A 20,146-nucleotide genomic window follows, 5' to 3' on the forward strand; every position below is an offset into this window, starting at 1 on the left:
GAAGGTCTCGCTACCATGAGCATACTGATCTATCTCATTCCGCTCGCATTGTTCATGGGTGCGCTTGGCCTGCAAGCCTTTTTGTGGTCGCTAAAGAGCGGGCAGTACGATGATTTGGACGGGGCTTCATGCCGTATATTGGCCGATGATGACGATGCACCGTGAACCGCAAGCAGAAGCGCTGCCCTTGCTGGTGGTAGCATGAGGTTCATCGCTGCCGCTGCTGGTGCTGTTCGACTTTGGAGCCACTTTTTTTGCTGGCCGATCTAAAGCGTATGTCGCTCAGGCTTAGCAACCCGTCGCGGTGTTGAAAGGGCGACGTTCAACGGGCAAAGGTCCGCAGTTATTTTGCAGAGGCACCTTCGGTGCATAATTTCAATTGCCGATATTTCGCAGAGGCGTGGACAGGCGAGGAATGTCGACAGGCGGCGATTTGCCGTCAGGTCAGCATCTGTGCGCCGGAAGTGGAATGCGCTAACGCTGATATTGGAAATGATCGTCGATATCAGCGAGCGAATGAGAGATATCTGAGGCTAGAATAAGACTAGTTTTCTCCATTTGATCCAGCTCAAGTCACTACACGTCAAACGGTGTTATTTCTCTCGACCGTTACGAAACTCGATCAAAGGAGAGGAAAATGAAATCCAGCAACATCGTCCGCGCCATCATGGCCGTCACAGCTTTGGTTGCCGCCTGTACCGCGGAAGCGGCGGATACGACGACCGCACATGGTGCGGCGCCTGGTGCTGCTGCAGAGGCAGAGCCGACCCCGTGGCAGTTACGCTTGCGGGCACTTGACGTGATCACCAACGACTCCGGCCGCGTCGACGGATTGCCGGGTTCGGACCTTTCCTTTTCGAATACGGTCATACCGGAATTCGACATCTCATATTTCTTCAGCGATAATATCGCTGCAGAACTCATCCTCGGCACAACTTACGCCAAGGTTTATGGCGGTGGCTCGATTTCAGCGCTCGACGAGGTCGGCAAGACATGGCTGCTGCCGCCAACGCTGACCCTACAATACCATTTCACCGATTTCGGCACTTTTCGGCCCTATGTCGGCGCCGGCGTCAACTACACGGTGTTCTACAACCAGTCCGGCAAGAGTGCCCGCAGCCTTGATGTAAAGAACACCTTCGGCGTCGCCTTACAGGCCGGTTTCGACTATATGGTCGACGATCATTGGGGCGTGAACTTTGACGCGAAGAAAATCTTCCTGAGACCTGATTTCGATGCCAATGTCGGCGGCGCCGGCGTCAGCGGCAAGGCCAAGCTCGATCCATGGCTAATCGGCGCCGGCGTTACTTACCGTTTTTAGTCCGGTGAAATTCTGGGCGGCTCGAGTACCAATTTTGGTTCGACCTTCTCCTGAAAGCAACGAAGTTAGAGGATGTCACCCTGTCCAGATGATTGTGCGCAGGCGCACAGCGAACGCCAATGACCCTCCTATACTGTCTTGAGCGGGGTGAGGGATTTATTGTCGCATTCCATGCCGGTCTTCTCCTTAAAGTAACAGTTTGCGATGCCCTGTAATTGTTTGATCGTTCCCAGCAACAGATCAAACCGGTTGGCGAGTTGGGGCAGGTCGCGAACCAGAGCCCGGCATGGTTCCGGCAGTGCAGAGAGGAACTTCAAGCCGTCTTGCTGTAGCTCCGCGCCGATTGCAGCAGATAAGAATCGAAAGCGGCAGCAACGGCGCGGATCAGAAATCGCCCTTCTTCCCGCAAACGAATGACGCCGCCCGCGTTTTCAAGAATTCCGTCGCTTTCCAGCATGGTGAGCCTGTCATTATCGTCGAGAAGTGCGCCAGAATCGAAGCCATGTTCGGCCGCGAGGGCCGGGATGTCGACTTGGAAGTCGCACATCAGGCGCTCGATGACGTTTGCTCGCAGCCGATCCTCGGCCGACAAGCGATAGCCTTTCATTGTCGCAAAGCGCCCGGATGCGATCCGCTGCGCGTAGCGACCGGGGAGTGCCTCGTTCTGGACGTAGCCGCCTGCCATGCGGCCAATTGCCGATGCACCGAAACCGATGAGCGTCTCACAGGCGTCGGTGGTGTATCCCTGAAAGTTGCGATGCAGTTGGCCGTTTGCCTGTGCAACCGCTAGACTGTCTCCCGGCCAAGCGAAATGGTCGAGCCCAATGCGGCGATAGCCGGCTGCAAGAAGGTTTTCCGCGATTGCCTCCGCCTGGGCAAGACGGCTTTCCGCGTTGGCGAGCGCGCCTTCGTCGATCAGTCGCTGATGCTTCTTGAAGGAAGGTACGTGCGCATAGCCGAAGACGGCCAAACGGTCAGGGCGCATCTCGATGGCGACCTTGGTCGTCTCGATGCAGGATTCGACCGTCTGGTGCGGCAGACCGTAGATAAGATCGAAATTGATGCTGTCGACGCCCGCCCGACGCAGGCGAGACACCGCCTGCATCGTCTGTTCATCGCTTTGAGTCCGGTTGATCGCCTTCTGCACCACCGGATCGAAGCTCTGCACCCCGAGGCTTGCTCGGTGGACCCCCGCTTCCCCGAGAACCGCCGCCATCTCCTCCTCCAGCGTCCTTGGATCGATTTCCAACGCGATCTGGCTGGTACTGGTGAAGTCGAAATGCTCTTGCAGAAGCCCAATCAGGCCCAGCATTTTTTGCGGCCCCATGATTGTTGGCGTTCCTCCACCGAAGTGCAGATGATGGATATTGAGTGGCGCCTTCGTCCTTTCAGATACAAGGCATATCTCCTCTCGCAGCATTTGCAGGTAGTTGAGGATCGGCTGGTCGCCGCGCGTGACGGTCGTATGACAGCCGCAATACCAGCACATCGACTGACAAAACGGTATGTGCACGTAAAGAGACACCGCCTTCTCCAGAGGGATGGCGGTAAGCCAGTCGTCATAGGTGCTGGCATCAATACCGAGTGAGAAGCACGGCGATGTCGGGTAGCTGGTATAGCGAGGCAAGCGCTCCTCGCCATATTTTGCAACAAGAGCCGATTGCATTTGAAATCCTTCTCTCCAGAGGGTGCTTGGGCATTGTGTCGCATTCTAGGTGCGCGCTTCGCTTAGTTCGTTGATCGAAAACAAAGGAGTGCTTCGGGCTTCCGGTGATTTATCTCCGCGGTCGAGCGCGGACACATAGGCAAATGGCGGGATGACTGATGGCAGCAGCATGGTCTATGAAAAGCATGCGGCTCAATTGCGCTCTGCCAGTCGAGAGGCGGCGTAGCCACAGTAACTAATCCTATGGTGGATCACGGAATGCATTCACAAAGCGTTGGTGGGAGGACGCGACTCAGCAGGATGTTCGTCAGGTGGCGAGGCAAGCCGATCGCGACCTATATTATCGTCACCGCGGCTCCATTGGTTATTCTTGCACTGAGATTGGCACTTTCGGAGCTTATCGGCGACAGGCTTATTCTGTTTTCGTTTATCCCCGCAATTCTGATCGTCGCAATGGTCGGCGGCTTGAAGCCAGTCGTGCTTACTGCGGCAGCGTCGCTTGCCGCAGCTATCTTTGTTCAGCGATGGCATGATGCCGTCGATCCGACTGGCGTCGAATTGGTCTTCTTTGGCGCGTCGGTGTTTCTGATTGCTTGTCTGGGAAAGTCGCTCCAGGCGACGAGACACGCCATCGCCAAGATGGAAACTCTCGTGGCGGCCCGCGATGCGCATCTGAGATCGATCTTGGACACATTGCCCGACGCGACGGTGGTCATTGCGGCCGATGGCACGATTGTTTCCTTCAATGCCGCCGCCGTCCGGCAGTTCGGGTATGCGGAACAGGAAGTCATCGGCGAGAACCTGCGAGTATTGATGCCTGAACCTTATCGAGGCGACCACGACGGCTATATGCAACGGTACCTTAGAACCGGCGAGAAGCGCGTCATCGGCATCGATCGTGTTGTCGACGGGCGCAGGAAGGATGGATCGACCTTTCCCATGAAGCTAACCGTGGGCGAGATGAAATCGAGCGGTGAACGGTTTTTCACAGGCTTCATCAGAGACCTGACGGAGCGAGAAGAATCTGCCGCTCGCTTCGAACAAATTCAGGCTGAATTGGCGAGATTGGCCCGCCTGAGCGAAATGGGCGAAATGGCATCGACGCTTGCACACGAACTGAACCAGCCCTTGTCAGCGATCGCAAATTACGCTCAGGGGTGTACGAGGCTGTTGCGCGACATGGACAACACCCTCGCAACGAGAGTGCGAGGTGCCTTGGAAGAGATTGCGAGCCAGTCCCTGCGGGCGGGACAGATCATCAAACGTCTTAGGGAGTTCGTCACGAAAGGCGAAACGGAAAAGGCACTCGAAGACATTCGCAAACTGGTGGAGGAAGCGGGCGCGCTGGCGCTCGTCGGTTCCCGCGCGAACGGCGTCATGACTGTGTTCGAATACCTGCCCGGTGCTGAGATGGTGATGGTCGATCGTGTTCAGATCCAACAGGTCCTCATCAATCTGATGCGAAACGCCATCGAGGCGATGCGCCATGTCGATTATCGCGAGCTCACGATCCGCACGATGCCCACCGATGCCGGCGAAGTCGCCGTCATTGTGGAAGACACCGGCGGAGGCATTCCGGAAGAAATTGCCGCGGACCTCTTCAAGCCGTTCGTCACGACCAAGGCAAGCGGAATGGGCATCGGCCTTTCGATCTCGAAACGGATTGTCGAAGCCCATGGTGGTGAAATGACAGTCTCGAAAAATGCGGCTGGCGGAGCTACGTTCCGGTTCACGCTGCCCGCCTATGGGGAAGGACGAACGGGTGGAAATGACTGACTACACAGTTCATATTGTCGACGACGAAGAGCCGGTGCGGAAATCGTTTGCCTTCATGCTGGCCATCAACGGCTATGCCGTGAAGTTGCATCAATCGGCCGCCTCGTTTCTTTCCTTCGCCCCGAGCATCCATAACGGAATCCTGGTCACTGACCTCAGGATGCCGGAGATCTCGGGTCTCGATCTCATCAGGCAACTCGGTGTGAAAAAGATCCCCATCCCTTCCATCGTGATTACCGGACATGGCGATGTACCGATGGCAGTCGAGGCCATGAAAGCGGGCGCAGTCGACTTCATCGAAAAGCCTTTCGAGGACACCGTGATCATAGAGGCAATCGAACGAGCGTCAGAACATCTCATCGTTCCAGGGCCCGACGCCGACGAGATCACCGACATTCAAACGCGCCTCCAAACCCTGAGCGAGAGAGAGCGCCAGGTGCTCTGTGCCGTAGTGGCCGGCTTTCCGAACAAATCGATCGCCCATGATCTCGATATCAGTGCCCGCACGGTGGAGGTGCATCGCGCCCGCGCCATGTCAAAAATGAAAGCAAAAAACCTCCCACATCTCGTGCGCATGGCTCTCGCTGCCGGTTTCGGGCCTTCTTAGTTTCGCGGTGTCGACCTCGCGCAATGCGCCGTCGTGCCGCAGGCCTTTTTAATGGGGCTCGCTGGCGCAAACCGCACGGCGTCCCGTCTAAGTAATTTCCCGTAGTGAGGTAACCGAGTTTTTCGCCGTGGCAAGAACTGGCAATCTTCCCCGAAACCATGAGGAATACGACATGCATGCCACTTTCAAACCCGCAGCGCAGAGTGTCGTAATGCCGGAGAACGTTGCGCGGGCACAATTTCCCGGGGCGCACCTCGTTGTGACATATAAGGGCGGCCGAGTCATATATGCCGAAGGCGATAGAGTGGATAAATGCTATCAGGTTTGTGCCGGAGCTGTCCGTGAATACGGCCTCATCTCGGACGGACGGCGGCAGGTTGTTTCCTTCCATCTCGCAGGGGAGACGTTCGGCTTTGAAGCGGCCTCAAAGCATCGCTTTTTTGCCGAGGCTATCGCCGAGACAAGAATAATCGTGTTTGCGCGGCGCCCTATCCAGGAGCATTCGCCGGAACTTCTTGCACTTGCATTGGTCGGCATGAAGCGTGCTCAGGAACATCTTTTGGTTATCGGGCGGCAATGTGCGGTTGAACGCGTCGCCGCATTCTTGATGGATCTCTCCGACCGTCTAGGTGGTGTTCGGCAGCTAAGATTGCCGATGTCGCGACAGGACATTGCGGACTATCTCGCCCTGACAATCGAGACCGTATCGCGTGCCATGACCGAGTTGAAGGAGCGGAAGGTGATCGCCCTGCGACATGTGAGGACAGTCGACATCATAAAGCCGGACGCGCTCCGTTCGCTTTGTCATCGGGCCGCACTGCGATCTTAGCCCTCCATTATGCCGGTCCGTCGGTATCTTTGATCCGTGTCAGGAAGCAGCGACGCGGCAATCGCCTCCAAGGTCGGATGACCTTCAATCAGCTCGCGGATCCGTGCCGCATAGGTACGCCGCGTCGTCGGCCCCACCTTGAGGCCGAAGCCTCGCAGAATGCCCCGCAAGCTCATCTCGATGTCGTGAAGCTTGCCCTGAATGAACCTGCGGGCGGTCAGCAGCGCGCGCACTTCCTGGGCTGGAAGAGATTTGCAGTGGACTGCTCTGAACCAGCCAAGCCGCATCATCTGCGTAATACCCCGCGCATCCTTCTTGTCGGTCTCCACGGGCATCGTCTTGAAGGCCGCACGCACGTGGCGCGTCTCGATCAGTTCGACCGCCGGACCCGCCTTTGTCATCCCGGCATGGAGCCGAGCCACTGCGTCAAGACCGATCTGCTCCATGGCCACGCCGTGCTCGCCAAACCAGGCGATCAGCGCATCGGGTAGCCATTGAATAGGGACTTTCGACGACGATCCACAGATGCTTATGCCGCTTTCGTCATATGCTGTCGGCGGAGCTTTCGACATCATCTATGCGTTAAGCAGATCGCCGATACCTTGCTAGCCGCGCCTTCATGGACGCTGGCATGCACGTCAGCGTCATGTATAGGACGTCGAAAGAAAGGACTGCGTTGGCGATGCAGCCGATGCTGATATAGACAATGCTCCACCGCCTGCCTGGGCTTCAGCGCCTCATGCTCCCGATGGGCACCCGCGAGCCGAGGCGACGGCGATCACAGCTTTGAGCGCACAGAATTGGCGAGTGCCAGATCGTCGGCAGGGCTGAAGTCGGTGGCGCCCTGTGGGCCAAGCCTCACCACGGCGGCAAAATCGTCTTACAGGCCGGTGACGATGATGTGGCGGGCAATCAGGTCTTCGACCATATACCCGGTGAAAAGTGATTATAAATCGATATCCTACGTTCTTTGATTTCTCATCACGAAAGCCGGGGTGATAGCGCGTAGGTTGCTTCCTCATACCGCAGTTTTCACGAATCTCATTTAGATCACGCTGAATTTTTGCCTTTCCTTCGGCCGCGTCTTGGATCTATAGAGCGCTTTCTTTCGGTTGCCTCTTAGTTGAACGAGGCGGAGTTTTCAGAAATCAAATTGACTTACAGGGATTGCAAGAGTGAGAGCCGATAAGGCCCCCTGGCCGAGTGATGCTCAGGCCATGGCCGGGCTTTCCCAGCTAGCCAAATGGGATATCAATGGACACGGAAATGGATCGGTCCTTCGCATGGGTGATGAATATCGAGATCGACGATAACGGCTGAAGGCGACCCTGAGCTGGCCGAAGGGCTAAACGTGAATTTGGACCAAAATTCAAGTTAATCTAGATGATTGGATGGCGTTTGCAGCAAAGACCGGCGGATCTTTTCCAGAACCAAGCGACCAATTTCCGCGCCCCTGATTTGTGTTCGTGGGGCGTGGATTACTGAAGCAATTTGGCTAAGACCTCAAAAATTGCTATAACTCAAAAAATCTCCAAAAGGTATAAGAAACGACTGAAATGTGGCGGTGACAAAGTGATTCAAATCGGTTCAAGCTGGTGCATGCCAACCAACGAGTGGCTGGAAAAAAGGGACGGGCGGTGACGGAAGATCTAGCAAGTTACAGAAGTTCAAGAGGCCTCGTCAGCACCGCCGATCCAGAAGTTGACAAGCCAATCTATCGAAAGCCCGGTTTTGATGGCAGAATTACAACCCTGGGGCACATGGAGGAACTGATCAGCGCATTTCTGAAGAAAACGCGCGAAGCTCAAGGCCTCTCTCGCGCCGACGTTGCCCCAATGCTTGGTCTGTCGATACCTGTGTACGGACGTTACGAGCGGGCATTTTCCAAAATGACTGTCACTCGGATGATTCATCTCTGCGAGATTCTCGGCTTCATGCCTATAGATATGATCTTTGAAGCTGCGCCCCATCTTTGGGGGCGAACACCAGAGGAAGCAGAGGATTGTCTAACGCTGGCTCGGATACTTAGGAGCCTTCCGAGCGACACGACGCGCGATCTCATTCGGCTCTTGCAGCGAATGATCCCCGATGAAAACCAGAACGAAAGAGGGATCAATGGCGGAACGGAGACCGCCAAGTGAGCTTGATCTGTACTATGAAGCCCCGGTCGACCAGCTGGCGGTATTGGTGCTTATCGATGTAGCAGCCGACGTGTTTCCGTCGGTTTGCCGGGATAGACACCCCAACCCCAACAACAAGCCTTGCACTCTTCATTTCCGTTTGATCACCGCATACGCCGATTGCCCGAAAACCCGATATTGATGGTCGCCGTCGATCCCTCTGGACGTGCGTGCGAAAATCATTGCCGGTTGGCAAGGCCATCCCCGAGGGCGAAGCGGCGAACTGACCTGCTAAGTTTGCCCGATGTCTCGATGTTTGGCCTCCAGGGAGTTGCGGGCAGCGAGCCCGAAAACAGAGCGGGCAAGGTATAATTTGCCCGCGGCGGCTCGCTCAGTCATTGCCCGCAAATATCCGCCCGGCGAGCTGACGTCCTGGCGATTTGTTTTTTCAAGGGTAATCGCCACTGCCACGGCGGCTTGCTGCTCACCCATCTTCTCGACAGCGCGGCGGCGGGCATCCTCCGAGATCCCGGCATAGCGGCACAACATCGGTGTCAGCCGGACCAGATCCGCCCAGGTGTTGGGTTTGTACCCAAGCTCCCTAAGCGCCGGCGCTGCGCGCAAGACTTCCTGAAGAGCAACCAGCGCTTTCCGCTGATCATATTGCTCGTTGACTGAGCTCTGCCGGCTCCCCAGACTTTTTTCAAAAGCCCCTTTGCTGGCGCCAGCTTTCGAGAAATTAGGTTCTTCGGCGTGAGCCAGACATTGCTCATCATTACTACGTTTAGATTGATAGGAGAGTGTAATCTGTTTGTGCATGCCGTTTTCGACATACACGCATGTCGTTTTTCGAGCGGCGGGCTCACTTCGATATCGGGGAGCGAGCTGCATCAGCCGATCGATGGTCCACTCAAGAAGGAATGTAGCGCGGCGCAGCAACTCGCTTGGTGCCTTGGCAGGCACTTCCACATAACTGCTGATGCGCTCGATGCGACCGGCGACACGTTGGCGCGCTGCTGCGCCAAGATCAGCAGCAGCAGCGAGGGCATAACGGGTATTGCGCAACGCTCCTCGATAGCGCCGAAGCGCGGCCTCTGCTGCCTTCTTTTCCGCACGCACCTCCTTCACGAGCTCATGAAGCTCGGCATAACGCACGATCAGAATTCGAAGGTCGACTCCGCACGCATCCGTTATCTCGCCATCAGCGTTTCGGATCGGATATCGTTTGTAATTCCCGCTGTCCTGCGTCGTGATCAGACCCACATCGAAAAGGCGGGAAAGCATTCGGCTGACCCGACCAACTGAACGGCCGATCTCAAAAGCCAATTGCCGGTTCGATTTGAACACAATCGGTCGCCCCGATCGATCGAAAGACTCGGCGGGAGCGGTGTTGATCAATGCCAGCAAAAGATGGCTTTCTGTCCCATTTATCACCCCTGTGCAGGTCAGATTTTGAACAAGCACTGCCAGTTGAGCGCGTGTCACCGTTCCGATTTCGGCCGATTGTGCGAGTCGGCGGAATTCGGTGCGTTGAGGCGTTATCCTGCGGCCTACTGGCCGCCGATACGCGATGATATCTTCCATGCCCTCGTCTCCGTTGAGGACCAGGTAAAGCTCCGCCGTTCACCGAAACGGTGTTTTCTGTTGACAAGGAAGTATGGGTCTGCGAGAAAGGTTTTGGCTTAAATTATTCTCTTACAGACCCGCTTCCGGATTTCTTCGGGAGCGGTTTTTCTTTTTCTGGTCGGTTTCATCATCTCCGTTTCAAGCCCGACTTACGCGTCGGAACCGTTGTGTTGAATACGAGAAAGCATATCGCAACAAAGCAATTTGGCGCAAGATGCGGGGCTTGTATGGGTTGCCGCACGATGCGAGCTTGACCTATACAGCACCTATACGTCTAAATTTTATGAGTATTTTGGATGGACAGTGCGCACGAAAATTGCATTCGCGACGATCCATTTTGCTTCGCGGTATTGATGACGGGGGGCGGCAGTTTCGGGGCCTTCGGCGCCTGCAGTTCGAGTCGATGACCATCGACGCAAGGGAAAGCAAAGTTCCCCCTGTCGTACTTATTGTTTGAGCAGTGGGACACAGGTCCACGCGAGTGGTAGGCCTGCTTGGCGTCAGCTCTTCGAGTCAGGCAACGATCCACTGCACGGCTGACGAATCGCTTGGACGCATTGGCCCAGTCATTGGCGCACGGAGCGGCCTCCGCTGGACGGCTCTGCCCGCCTTCTCCTTGCGTGCTTTCAGATCGGCGAGCGACACTCGAAATTCACATGCGCTTTTGCTTCGACAGCGAGACCCATGATAAACTCAATTCACACATTGGGTTCCGCTGCCCAACGCGGTTGGATGAGTGGGCGTGACAGTACGCAGGGCTTTCATTTCGAGCTCCCGAATCGGTGCTCGCCCTTTCCCACGGCTCCATTCCACTCGGCGAATCCATTTTAGCCGTTGCGCCAGTCGGCCAAGTTCGGCAATGGATCGCCGATTTGGATGAGCCGTTAAGTTTCGGCTCGATATCCTTTGCCGCCACGCCTGCGAAAGTTCCCGCGAATGGAGAAGGTATTATTTTCCCGAACCGCGATTTTCATCATGCGGCCCCTCCACAAGTATCGGGGGGCGACGATCGATGCGGAATTGCAGTCCCGCCAATGCGCTCGGAAAAATGAGGCCGTTCGACATCACGTCATCAGGTTCCACAAAAACCGGGTCGAGCACCGGGCGGCAACACTGGAAACGTGCCGCCGCGTCTGCAATCGTTATCAGGGGGGAGTGATAAGGCTCCCTTCCGTCGCCTCCGACAAGAACGATTTTGCCGGCAAGAGGTTTGAGGCAGCCATCGAAAACTGTGAAGGCGGTGAGCCCATCTCGCAATGCTTCTTCATCTAAGAATAGCGAGTGCATATCGTCAAAGCGGATCATCTCGATCAGTGAACTACCAACCAAATCATAGATTGGCGAAAAGCTGATGCCAATTTGAAGCTCAACAGCTCGAAAGAGTGTCGTATCCGACTCCAATACGTATGCGATATTGTTCATGTCGTGGCCCTCAATTTCCTTAAAGCGATCTCGTCCTCTAACGCATGACAAGGGAGGTTCAGCAATTTGCGTGACCAACCCTGCATAGCAACGCCATGCCGCAATATGCTGATTTTCATCCGGTTGTGCAAACGGCTTATGCGCCAAATTGATTTGCCCGCGGCTGGGGAAAACAATATTAGGGAATGTTGAAAAGACACAATATTCCCGGCGATATCGCGATGAAAACAGGAGCGAGGCTGCATCCTGACTGCGCCAATTTTGTAAACAAAAGTTCTGTTAAGAGTTTTCGAGCGATTATTTCGATCAAGGTATATCGCCCAGTTGGTGTGCAATCCAAGGTAGATAACGGAGCCACTGTCCTTTGAGAACTTGATTGCACAATTCAATCCATGGCAGTTGGAAAAACTCCGCCTTTCATGGCCGCCGCCTTTGTCGGCAATCAACGAACCGCCACTCCGGCCGTCGTCTTTCTGAAGCAGGCCTGTGGACATCGCCGTCCAACAGCCGACGCACGCAGCCGTCAGTGAATGGCCGTGAATCGAGAAGGGTCCATGCGGGTGTAAGGCAAAAGGCCACCATGCCTGTCAAAAAGGACGTGCCTGGTGCTAGACGACGAAATGCACGACAATTTTCGCCAAGCCTCACCAAATGCATTGGTAACCAATTTGGCGCAACTGGACATTCCGAACACGAAGCAACTCCGGTGTGCCAGGCATATATATCATTGATAACAAATATAATTTTATACGCACGATGCCGCGAGAATGGGGCTCCGCCACATTGAAACGCGCCAAATATGATCGAAATCGCGATATTAATGGTTCCAAGCACATCACTTTTCCGTATAAAGAGCTTGGAGCATCAACCTCAGTCGGAGCAATGTCAGGACCATCATTGAAGCAATGGATTAATGAACTCGGTTTGCAACAAGTCGATGATCCGGGCATAGACAAGCCGGTCTATCGAAAACCTTTTGACGGGCAGATTGCACTTAGCGCCGAATTGGAAAAACAAATCAGTATCAGCCTTCGCGAAGCGCGCAATAAGCGAAAACTGCCTCGCTCGAAACTAGCGCCCTTGCTTGGTATCAGCGAGCAGGTTTACGGCCGCTACGAAAATAAAGTCTCCCGTCTCACGGTGGGCCGACTGATTCATCTCTGTGAGGTTTTGGATGCAACTCCGGAAGAGATTATCGCGCCGGCAGCACGCCACCTTTGGGGCGAGACTGAAACCAAAGCGGTTCTGCTGTTGGCTACTATCGAGAAGTTGCGCACTTTTGATGAAGAGATTTTACGGGATGTTTTCAGCTTACTAAGCCGCATAGAAGAGACCTGTGGCGATAGCGGCGATGGTGCGGCGAACGCCGCGCCTTCGTGCGCCACTGCAGTCGATGGCGAAACGGGAAGCAGATGACAGCGTCAAAAAATAGAACGGCGTCGGTCCCGGATGAAGTTTTATCAGAAAACCAAGACCAAACGCTCCGCGCCGTCGCAGGCTGCCGAGGCGAGCCTTGCGCACGCGGCGTTGGGACAAATTCCTAGCCATTCATCGTAACAGCTCAATCGCGGAAACAGGCGCGTAACCGGGCGAAGGCCGCACAGGTGGCCGGCTGGCTTAAGTTGGTGCTGCGTCCCGCCGCCATGAGGTTACGCTCGGTCATCAGCGCGTCGAGCGTAACGAGGAGGTTCAGGTCAAAGTCCTTGAAACGCATGTTTCCATCTATCCATAACGTGGATGCATGCCATCCAAACAATCAATTTTACCAATCTCCCGATGATGCATTAGGAAAATGTCGATAACCCGACAAGTTTGGCAATTGCCGGACAAGTAAGTCGGCATAAGTCTACGAACGGCTCAGGAAGGTCGGAAGTATTGAGAGAGCTTATCATCTCAAGCGCGAGTACTGTCGAAAAGTTCTACCATCCCGATTGGCTGATATCGCGATCTCTGGCGACAGTGTCTGACGTGCAGCGAACGGACCGCTGCTTCGATCGCACAATGCGTGCTTCAAAACAACAGCAAGAAAAAGGAGGTCTTTGCATGCGCTCTGAGGTGCGGTGGAGGCTGTGCTGGGAAAACGAGTTGGAACTCGCCGACCATGTAGAACTTGCCGAGTTCTTTCGCAAAACCTATGGGCCGACTGGGGTCTTTAATGCAAAGCCGTTCGAAGGTAGTCAAAGCTGGGCCGGAGCAAGACCTGAACTTCGGGCAATCGCCTATGACTCAAGTGGCGTGGCGGCTCATATGGGATTGCTGCGCCGTTTCATCAAGGTTGACGGAGTCGACCAGCTGGTGGCTGAACTAGGCTTGTATGGGGTCCGTCCGAATCTTGAGGGACTCGGAATCGCCCATTCGATCCATGTCATGTTTCCGACACTGCAGGAGCTTCAAGTTCCATTCGCTTTCGGCACGGTTCGGCCAGAGCTGCGGAAACATATTGAGAGGTTCGGCCGACACGGCCTGGTGACCGTGTTGTCGGGAATAAGCGTAAGGTCCACGCTGCCACACGCGCGTGTCGATCTGCCGCCCACGCGCGTCGAGGATCCACTGGTCATCGTTCTGCCAGTTGGACGTTCGATGTCCGATTGGCCCACCGGTACGATGATCGATCGGAACGGACCAGAGCTATGACACACCTCGATTGCTTATCCGAAGTGCCCAGCGAGTGCGCTGACGGCACCGGCCAGCGCAGCGTTTATTTGACGTTCGACGACGGTCCTTATCCATTTTGCACACCTGAAGTTCTCGACGTGTTGGCTGAACACCGGGTACCGGCGACTTTCTTCGTCATCGGCGAGTACGCGGCAGATCAGCCAAAACTGATCCAACGAATGATTTCAGAAGGGCACGAAGTCGCTAACCACACGATGACGCATCCGGACTTGTCCACATGCGAACCCGGCGAAGTGCAACGTCAAATACTCGAGGCGAACAGAGCCATCACAATGGCGTCCCCGCAAGCCTCAGTGCGGCACATCCGCGCACCATATGGGATCTGGACCGAAGAAGTGCTCACTACGGCGGCGAGCGCTGGACTGGCCGCCGTCCATTGGTCGGTAGATCCGCGAGATTGGTCTCTTCCCGGGGTGGACGCCATTGTCGATGCAGTGCTCGACTCTATCCGGCCGGGCGCAATTGTGCTCTTGCACGACGGATGCCCTCCCAGCGAGTTGCAACCGGGCACTGACGCCAGTCTGCGCTACCAGACCATCGCGGCGCTATCTAGCATCATTCCAGCTTTGCATGACCGCGGATTTGTAATCAGCGCGCTTCCTCAAGACCACTGAAAGCGATATTCCATGAATCTGCTTGACACAACTAGCACTGTCGCCATTTCACTCTATGCGCTGCTCTCGACTGCTTATAAAAGCATGCAGGTCGTTTACGCTGCGCCGGCAAACAATTCATCAGAGTCGGAGGACCTGATCGGCTTCGACCAGCTGCCGAGTGTGGATGTCATCGTCCCCTGTTTCAACGAAGACCCGCGCACGCTTTCGGAGTGTCTGGCTTCCATTGCAAACCAGGAATACGCCGGGGACGTCCGAGTCTATGTGGTTGATGACGGTTCCAGAAATCGCGACGCTGTCGCACCTGTACATACCGCCTACGCGCTCGATCCTATGTTCACAATCATTCTGCTTCCCGAGAACGTTGGAAAGCGCAAGGCGCAGATCGCCGCGATACGCCGCTCCTCCGGAGATTTGGTGCTGAACGTCGACTCAGACACGATACTCGCGTCCGACGTCATCGCGAAGCTCGTACCGAAGATGCAAGATCCAGCGGTCGGCGCGGCCATGGGGCAGTTGACGGCCAGTAATCGGAGCGACACTTGGTTGACCCGGTTGATCGATATGGAGTACTGGCTGGCTTGCAACGAGGAGCGTGCGGCACAGGCTCGCTTCGGTGCCGTTATGTGCTGCTGCGGCCCATGTGCTATGTATCGCCGGTCCGCGCTCCTTTCGCTGCTCGATCAATACGAGTCGCAATTTTTTCGGGGCAAGCCAAGCGACTTCGGCGAGGATCGCCATCTCACTATCCTCATGCTGAGGGCAGGATTTCGAACCGAGTACGTTCCAGGCGCTATCGCGGCTACAGTCGTTCCGGACAGACTAGGACCGTATCTGCGCCAACAACTTCGCTGGGCACGCAGCACGTTCCGGGACACGCTGCTTGGGCTGCGCCTACTGCCCGGCCTCGATCGCTATCTCACGTTGGACGTGGTCGGACAGAATCTCGGGCCACTGCTTCTCGCGCTATCGGTACTAACTGGGCTTGCAGAGCTCGCACTGACAGACACCGTCCCTTGGTGGACATGCCTGATGATTGTATCCATGACGATGATTCGCTGCACCGTTGTAGCGTTTCGTGCTCGCCAACTTCGATTTTTGGGCTTTTCGCTGCACACATTCATCAACATCTTTCTCCTACTGCCCTTGAAAGCCTATGCGTTGTGCACATTGAGCAATAGCGATTGGCTGTCGCGCGGTTCTACTGCCAACCCTTCAAACAAGGTGGGAAAGCAGAGCCCCATCCAAAGTCCGATCCCTGAATCAGGGACTGCCGAATACTCGAGCCGTGCGACTCCGCTTCGCAGGTTCAGTCTCGCGCGGGATTCCGCGAGGCCAATGACATCTGACGTCGTTTGCAGCGACGAGTGATAGTTACTTTACCTAGGTGGACGAGTTTGACCCAGAACATGAATCATGAATTGCTGAGTCGGGAACTGGCCGCAGACGATCCGTGGCGGCTCGACGGCAATCCGTTCGAGCGCGAGCGTCACACGCAAATGCTCCGACTGTCTCTTGACCAAGGTTCTATCACAAATGCACTCGAAGTGGGGTGCGCTGCCGGCGCATTCACGGAGAGACTAGCGCCCTCCTGCCAACGGCTCACGGTGATCGATGTCGTGCCCCGAGCGATTGCTCTAGCACGCCGACGGATGAAGGAGCCGCCGCACATCAGCTGGATAGTCTCCGATGTTCAGCAGTTTTCGGCTGACGAGCTGTTCGACCTGATCGTTGTGGCGGAGGTTCTCTACTATGTCGGAGACATAGCCGAGATGCGCGCGGCCGTCCGCAATTTGATGCGACTGCTTGCGCCAGGCGGGCACCTGGTTTTCGGATCGGCACGCGATGCCAATTGCCGGCGCTGGGGTCACGCTGCCGGTGCTGAGACGGTCATCGCCATGTTGAACGAAACCTTGATCGAGGTAGAGCGTCTTGAGTGCCGGGGTGAATCGATCAACGAAGACTGCTTGCTCGCCCGTTTCCGGAATCCGGTTTCCGGTTCCTGATGAATCGAACGGTCGACTAGACATGGAGACACTATGCGCATCTGTGGTATCAAGCTGACCCATGACGGGGCGATCGCCCTTATCGAAGACGGACGGCTCGTCTTCTGCATTGAGCAGGAGAAGCGGGACAACAATCCACGATATCAAACGATCGACAATCTCGACGCTGTTGTCACCGCTTTGGCGGAACACGGTCTGAATGCGTGCGATGTTGATCAATTCGTTATCGACGGCTGGGACGGTGAGGACGAGTCGCAGTTCCAGGTCCTCAGTGGGGTGGTTCCCCTAACACTCAAGGGGGCGCCTTATGTTGAACGCCATGCCGAGGGCGTTCTCGATTGCCTCGACGGCTCCGGCTTGCTGCTGGATGACCGGGTTTTTCCTTATAAGAGCTATCCCCATGTGACGGGCCATGTGGCCTCCGCATACTGCACCAGCCCCTTTGCGACGGCCGGACAACCCGCGTTCTGCTTGGTGTGGGATGGCTGCATCTTTCCGCGCCTCTATTATGTGGACGGCCGGGGCGCGCGGTTCCTCGAATGCCTGTTCCCGGTGATAGGCCAAGCCTACGCTGCCGCAGGCCATTATTTCGGACCTTATAAGCGGGCGAGCCGCGGTGGCTGGGATCTAGGTGTCGCCGGCAAGCTGATGGCCTATATAGCACTTGGGTCGGTTGATGAAGACATCGTGGCGGTGTTTCAGGAGCTCTACGAGGAGCGCTTTGCGGCCAACACCGAGCCTGCCCGTCGTTACCGCGCGGATATCAACAGCGCAGATACGACGCTTGCGGCTGTGCATGATTTCTTCGATGCCAGCGTCCTCCGATTGGGAGAAAAGCCACCCGAAGACGTGCTGGCATCGTTTCACCTCTTCCTTGAGCGTCTCCTCGTCCGCGAAATGACAATTGCCTTGAAGCGCCATCCGTTTCCGGGACAGCAAAATTTATGTATAGCCGGCGGCTGCGGCCTCAATATCAAATGGAACAGTGCACTGCGGGGGTCGGGCCTTTTCGATTCCGTCTGGGTACCGCCTTTTCCGAATGACAGCGGCTCGGCAATCGGCGCCGCTTGCAGCGCAATGGTGGCGCAGCAAGGCTTCATACCGCTGGAATGGTCGGTCTACAGTGGCCCGGTCCTGCAAAGTGGCCATGCGCCGCCCGGATGGGAGGCCACGCCGTGCAGTATGCCGGAACTCGCCAGCATCCTCGCCGGCAACAAGCCCGTCATTTTCCTTTCCGGGCGCGCCGAGCTTGGACCACGGGCGTTAGGAGGTAGAAGCATTCTCGCAGCCGCGACTTCGCCCGAAATGAAGGATTTTCTGAACGAAGTCAAACTTCGCGAACACTTCCGGCCTGTAGCGCCGATATGCCTGGAGGACCGTGCGCCGGAAATATTCAGCCCCGGAACGCCGGATCCCTACATGTTGTTCGATCACGACACGCGAATGGAATGGCAGGACAAAATCCCTGCTGTTGTCCATCTCGACGGATCTGCGCGACTTCAAACGATATCCAGAGGCTCTCAACACAAAGTCGCCGAGCTACTCGTCGAATATGAAAAACTCACGGGCATTCCGCTGCTTTGCAACACGAGTGCCAATTACCATGGACGTGGCTTTTTCCCGGATGCAGCTGCAGCCTGCGAGTGGGGACGCGTTGAACACATATGGTGCGACGGCCAGCTGTTCACGAAAACGCAGGTAACTGAGCGATCGCCAGACGACGCGACCTTCACGGTAAGATGAACGCAATGTCCACGGTAGCAATCGATCTTGCGGGCGTAAGCAAGACATATGAGGACAAGGTGGTTGTCGACGGGTTGTCGTTCCGCGTTGCCGCAGGGGAATGCTTCGGCCTGCTGGGACCGAACGGCGCGGGCAAAAGCACGATTGCGCGAATGGTCCTCGGCATGACATCGCCTGATGCGGGGGAGATTACGGTGCTCGGCGTGCCGGTGCCGGCTCGCGCTCGCTTGGCCCGCGCGCGCATCGGCGTGGTCCCGCAGTTCGACAATCTCGACCTCGAGTTTACTGTGCGCGAAAATCTATTGGTGTTCGGGCGCTACTTCGGCATGAGCACACGCGAGGTCGAAGCGGTGATCCCGTCGCTCCTCGAGTTCGCCCGCCTGGAGAGCAAGGCCCATGCGCGCGTCTCTGAACTGTCCGGCGGCATGAAGCGGCGCCTGACGCTGGCGCGTGCGTTGATCAACGATCCGCAGTTGCTTGTAATGGACGAGCCGACCACCGGGCTCGATCCGCACGGGCGCCACCTGATTTGGGAGCGCCTGCGTTCCCTACTGGCGCGCGGCATAACGATTATCTTGACGACCCACTTCATGGAAGAGGCCGAGCGGTTGTGCGATCGGCTGTGCGTGCTCGAAAGAGGTCGCAAGATCGCCGAAGGCCGCCCTCATGCGCTGATCGACGAGCAGATCGGGTGCCAGGTGATCGAGATCTACGGCGGCAATCCGCATGAACTGCGTTCGCTCATCAGCCCCTATGCGCAGCGTATCGAGGTGAGTGGCGAGACACTCTTTTGCTATGCGCCCGATCCGGAACAGGTGCGCCTGCAACTGCGCGGGCATGCGGGTTTGCGTCTTCTGCAGCGGCCGCCAAATCTCGAGGATGTTTTTTTGCGGCTGACCGGGCGCGAGATGGAGAAATGAACGATGCGTGAACTGTGTGCCGCGGCACTGCCCGCCAACGCTTGGAACTGGATCGCAGTCTGGCGCCGCAACTATCTGGCGTGGAAGAAGGTCGCGCTCGCGTCAATTCTCGGCAACCTGGCCGATCCTATGATCTACCTGTTCGGTCTCGGCTTTGGCCTCGGAGTGATTGTAGGTCGCGTTGACGGTACTCCGTATGTGGCGTTTTTGGCAGGCGGCATGGTCGCGACAAGCGCAATGACCTCTGCGACCTTCGAGACGATTTATGCGGCTTTCGCTCGCATGCACGCTCAGCGCACATGGGAAGCAATCCTCTACACACAGCTTACGCTGGGCGACATCGTTCTTGGCGAATTGGCGTGGGCAGCCACGAAGGCCTTTCTCGCCGGTACCGGAATAACAATTGTTGCCGCCGTGCTGGGTTATGCGGCGTGGCCGTCCATCCTCTATGCGCTGCCAGTCATCGCGCTCACCGGGTTAGCCTTCGCGAGCCTGGCAATGGTCATCACCGCGCTTGCTCCCAGTTACGACTACTTCGTGTTTTACCAGACGCTCGTCCTCACACCCATGTTGTTCCTGTGTGGCGCGGTCTTTCCAATCACTCAATTGCCCGACGTTTTCCAGCAGGCAGCACGTTTCTTGCCGCTGGCACATGCAATCGACCTCATTCGTCCGGCCATGCTTGGCCGTCCGGCCGACAGCATGGGCCTGCATATCGGCGCGCTCTGCATCTACGCGGTATTGCCGTTTTTCCTGTCGGCGGCACTGTTTCGTCGGCGTCTGATGCCTTGACGCCACCCATACAAGAAGGAGATGCGCG

18 protein-coding genes and 2 pseudogenes are annotated in these 20,146 nt (G+C 56.3%); 14 read left to right on the plus strand and 6 right to left on the minus strand.

Annotated elements, in window-relative coordinates:
* The first annotated feature begins 15 nt into the window (after window positions 1–15).
* Window positions 16–165 carry a cbb3-type cytochrome oxidase assembly protein CcoS gene (ccoS, locus tag QA644_RS34915; protein WP_074070766.1) on the plus strand — a complete coding sequence of 50 codons (150 nt, stop codon included), beginning with the start codon at window positions 16–18 and terminating at the stop codon, window positions 163–165.
* Window positions 166–637: 472 nt separating this feature from the next.
* Window positions 638–1,321: an OmpW family protein gene (locus tag QA644_RS34920; protein WP_283074193.1), complete on the plus strand. Its 684-nt coding sequence runs from the start codon at window positions 638–640 to the stop codon at window positions 1,319–1,321.
* A gap of 128 nt (window positions 1,322–1,449) precedes the next feature.
* Here the strand turns inward: QA644_RS34920 and QA644_RS34925 are convergent, their stop codons facing one another.
* Both QA644_RS34925 and hemN read right to left on the minus strand, forming a co-directional pair.
* On the minus strand, window positions 1,450–1,638 hold the full coding sequence (locus QA644_RS34925) for a hypothetical protein (RefSeq protein WP_283074194.1): 189 nt from the start codon (window positions 1,636–1,638) through the stop codon (window positions 1,450–1,452).
* Entirely contained in the window at window positions 1,635–2,987 is a 1,353-nt protein-coding gene (gene hemN, locus QA644_RS34930) for an oxygen-independent coproporphyrinogen III oxidase (RefSeq protein WP_283074195.1), read from the minus strand. Before hemN ends, QA644_RS34925 begins: the two co-directional genes overlap by 4 nt.
* A gap of 258 nt (window positions 2,988–3,245) precedes the next feature.
* Between hemN and fixL the strand changes: the two genes are divergently transcribed.
* The 3 genes from fixL to QA644_RS34945 all read left to right on the plus strand — a co-directional run bounded on the left by fixL (window position 3,246) and on the right by QA644_RS34945 (window position 6,199).
* Window positions 3,246–4,763, plus strand: coding sequence for an oxygen sensor histidine kinase FixL (gene fixL, locus QA644_RS34935; RefSeq protein WP_283074196.1), 1,518 nt, complete (start codon window positions 3,246–3,248; stop codon window positions 4,761–4,763).
* On the plus strand, window positions 4,756–5,370 hold the full coding sequence (gene fixJ / locus QA644_RS34940) for a response regulator FixJ (protein ID WP_283074356.1): 615 nt from the start codon (window positions 4,756–4,758) through the stop codon (window positions 5,368–5,370). Before fixL ends, fixJ begins: the two co-directional genes overlap by 8 nt.
* Before the next feature lie 172 nt (window positions 5,371–5,542).
* Window positions 5,543–6,199, plus strand: coding sequence for a helix-turn-helix domain-containing protein (locus QA644_RS34945; RefSeq protein WP_283074197.1), 657 nt, complete (start codon window positions 5,543–5,545; stop codon window positions 6,197–6,199).
* Here QA644_RS34945 and QA644_RS34950 read toward each other — a convergent pair.
* A complete protein-coding gene (locus QA644_RS34950; protein ID WP_283074198.1) occupies window positions 6,196–6,771 on the minus strand; it encodes a hypothetical protein in 576 nt (191 codons plus the stop codon). The genes QA644_RS34945 and QA644_RS34950 overlap by 4 nt on opposite strands.
* A gap of 1,065 nt (window positions 6,772–7,836) precedes the next feature.
* Here QA644_RS34950 and QA644_RS34955 point away from each other — a divergent pair.
* Entirely contained in the window at window positions 7,837–8,340 is a 504-nt protein-coding gene (locus tag QA644_RS34955; protein ID WP_283074199.1) for a helix-turn-helix transcriptional regulator, read from the plus strand.
* 270 nt (window positions 8,341–8,610) lie between these two features.
* Here QA644_RS34955 and repC read toward each other — a convergent pair whose 3' ends face one another.
* Together repC and QA644_RS34965 are read right to left on the minus strand one after the other, a co-directional pair.
* A complete protein-coding gene (repC, locus tag QA644_RS34960; protein ID WP_283074200.1) occupies window positions 8,611–9,903 on the minus strand; it encodes a plasmid replication protein RepC in 1,293 nt (430 codons plus the stop codon).
* Between the two features lie 990 nt (window positions 9,904–10,893).
* Complete coding sequence (locus QA644_RS34965; RefSeq protein ID WP_283074201.1) at window positions 10,894–11,367, minus strand: protein psiB; 474 nt, start codon at window positions 11,365–11,367, stop codon at window positions 10,894–10,896.
* Between the two features lie 783 nt (window positions 11,368–12,150).
* On the opposite strand from QA644_RS34965, the gene QA644_RS34970 reads away from it, so the two are divergent.
* A complete protein-coding gene (locus QA644_RS34970; protein ID WP_283074202.1) occupies window positions 12,151–12,783 on the plus strand; it encodes a helix-turn-helix transcriptional regulator in 633 nt (210 codons plus the stop codon).
* Between the two features lie 148 nt (window positions 12,784–12,931).
* Here the strand turns inward: QA644_RS34970 and QA644_RS34975 are convergent.
* Window positions 12,932–13,081 (minus strand): annotated as a pseudogene (locus QA644_RS34975) (LysR family transcriptional regulator); the annotation flags it as partial.
* A gap of 329 nt (window positions 13,082–13,410) precedes the next feature.
* Between QA644_RS34975 and QA644_RS34980 the strand changes: the two are divergent.
* The 7 genes and pseudogenes from QA644_RS34980 (at window position 13,411) to QA644_RS35010 (ending at window position 20,118) form a co-directional block, all read left to right on the plus strand.
* Window positions 13,411–14,001 (plus strand): NodA family N-acyltransferase, encoded by a 591-nt coding sequence (locus QA644_RS34980; protein ID WP_283074203.1) that lies wholly within the window; start codon window positions 13,411–13,413, stop codon window positions 13,999–14,001.
* On the plus strand, window positions 13,998–14,657 hold the full coding sequence (gene nodB / locus QA644_RS34985) for a chitooligosaccharide deacetylase NodB (RefSeq protein ID WP_283074204.1): 660 nt from the start codon (window positions 13,998–14,000) through the stop codon (window positions 14,655–14,657). Before QA644_RS34980 ends, nodB begins: the two co-directional genes overlap by 4 nt.
* Before the next feature lie 12 nt (window positions 14,658–14,669).
* Window positions 14,670–16,028, plus strand: coding sequence for a chitooligosaccharide synthase NodC (gene nodC / locus QA644_RS34990; RefSeq protein ID WP_283074205.1), 1,359 nt, complete (start codon window positions 14,670–14,672; stop codon window positions 16,026–16,028).
* Window positions 16,003–16,663, plus strand: a pseudogene (gene nodS, locus QA644_RS34995) (nodulation methyltransferase NodS). Before nodC ends, nodS begins: the two are co-directional and overlap by 26 nt.
* A 33-nt stretch (window positions 16,664–16,696) precedes the next feature.
* Window positions 16,697–18,406, plus strand: coding sequence for a nodulation protein NodU (gene nodU, locus QA644_RS35000; protein ID WP_283074206.1), 1,710 nt, complete (start codon window positions 16,697–16,699; stop codon window positions 18,404–18,406).
* A gap of 5 nt (window positions 18,407–18,411) precedes the next feature.
* Window positions 18,412–19,326 carry a nodulation factor ABC transporter ATP-binding protein NodI gene (nodI, locus tag QA644_RS35005; protein WP_040114452.1) on the plus strand — a complete coding sequence of 305 codons (915 nt, stop codon included), beginning with the start codon at window positions 18,412–18,414 and terminating at the stop codon, window positions 19,324–19,326.
* 3 nt (window positions 19,327–19,329) lie between these two features.
* A complete protein-coding gene (locus QA644_RS35010) occupies window positions 19,330–20,118 on the plus strand; it encodes an ABC transporter permease (RefSeq protein ID WP_283074207.1) in 789 nt (262 codons plus the stop codon).
* Window positions 20,119–20,146 lie beyond the last annotated feature (28 nt).

Source organism: Rhizobium sp. CC1099 (assembly GCF_029714385.1).
Lineage (GTDB): Bacteria > Pseudomonadota > Alphaproteobacteria > Rhizobiales > Rhizobiaceae > Rhizobium.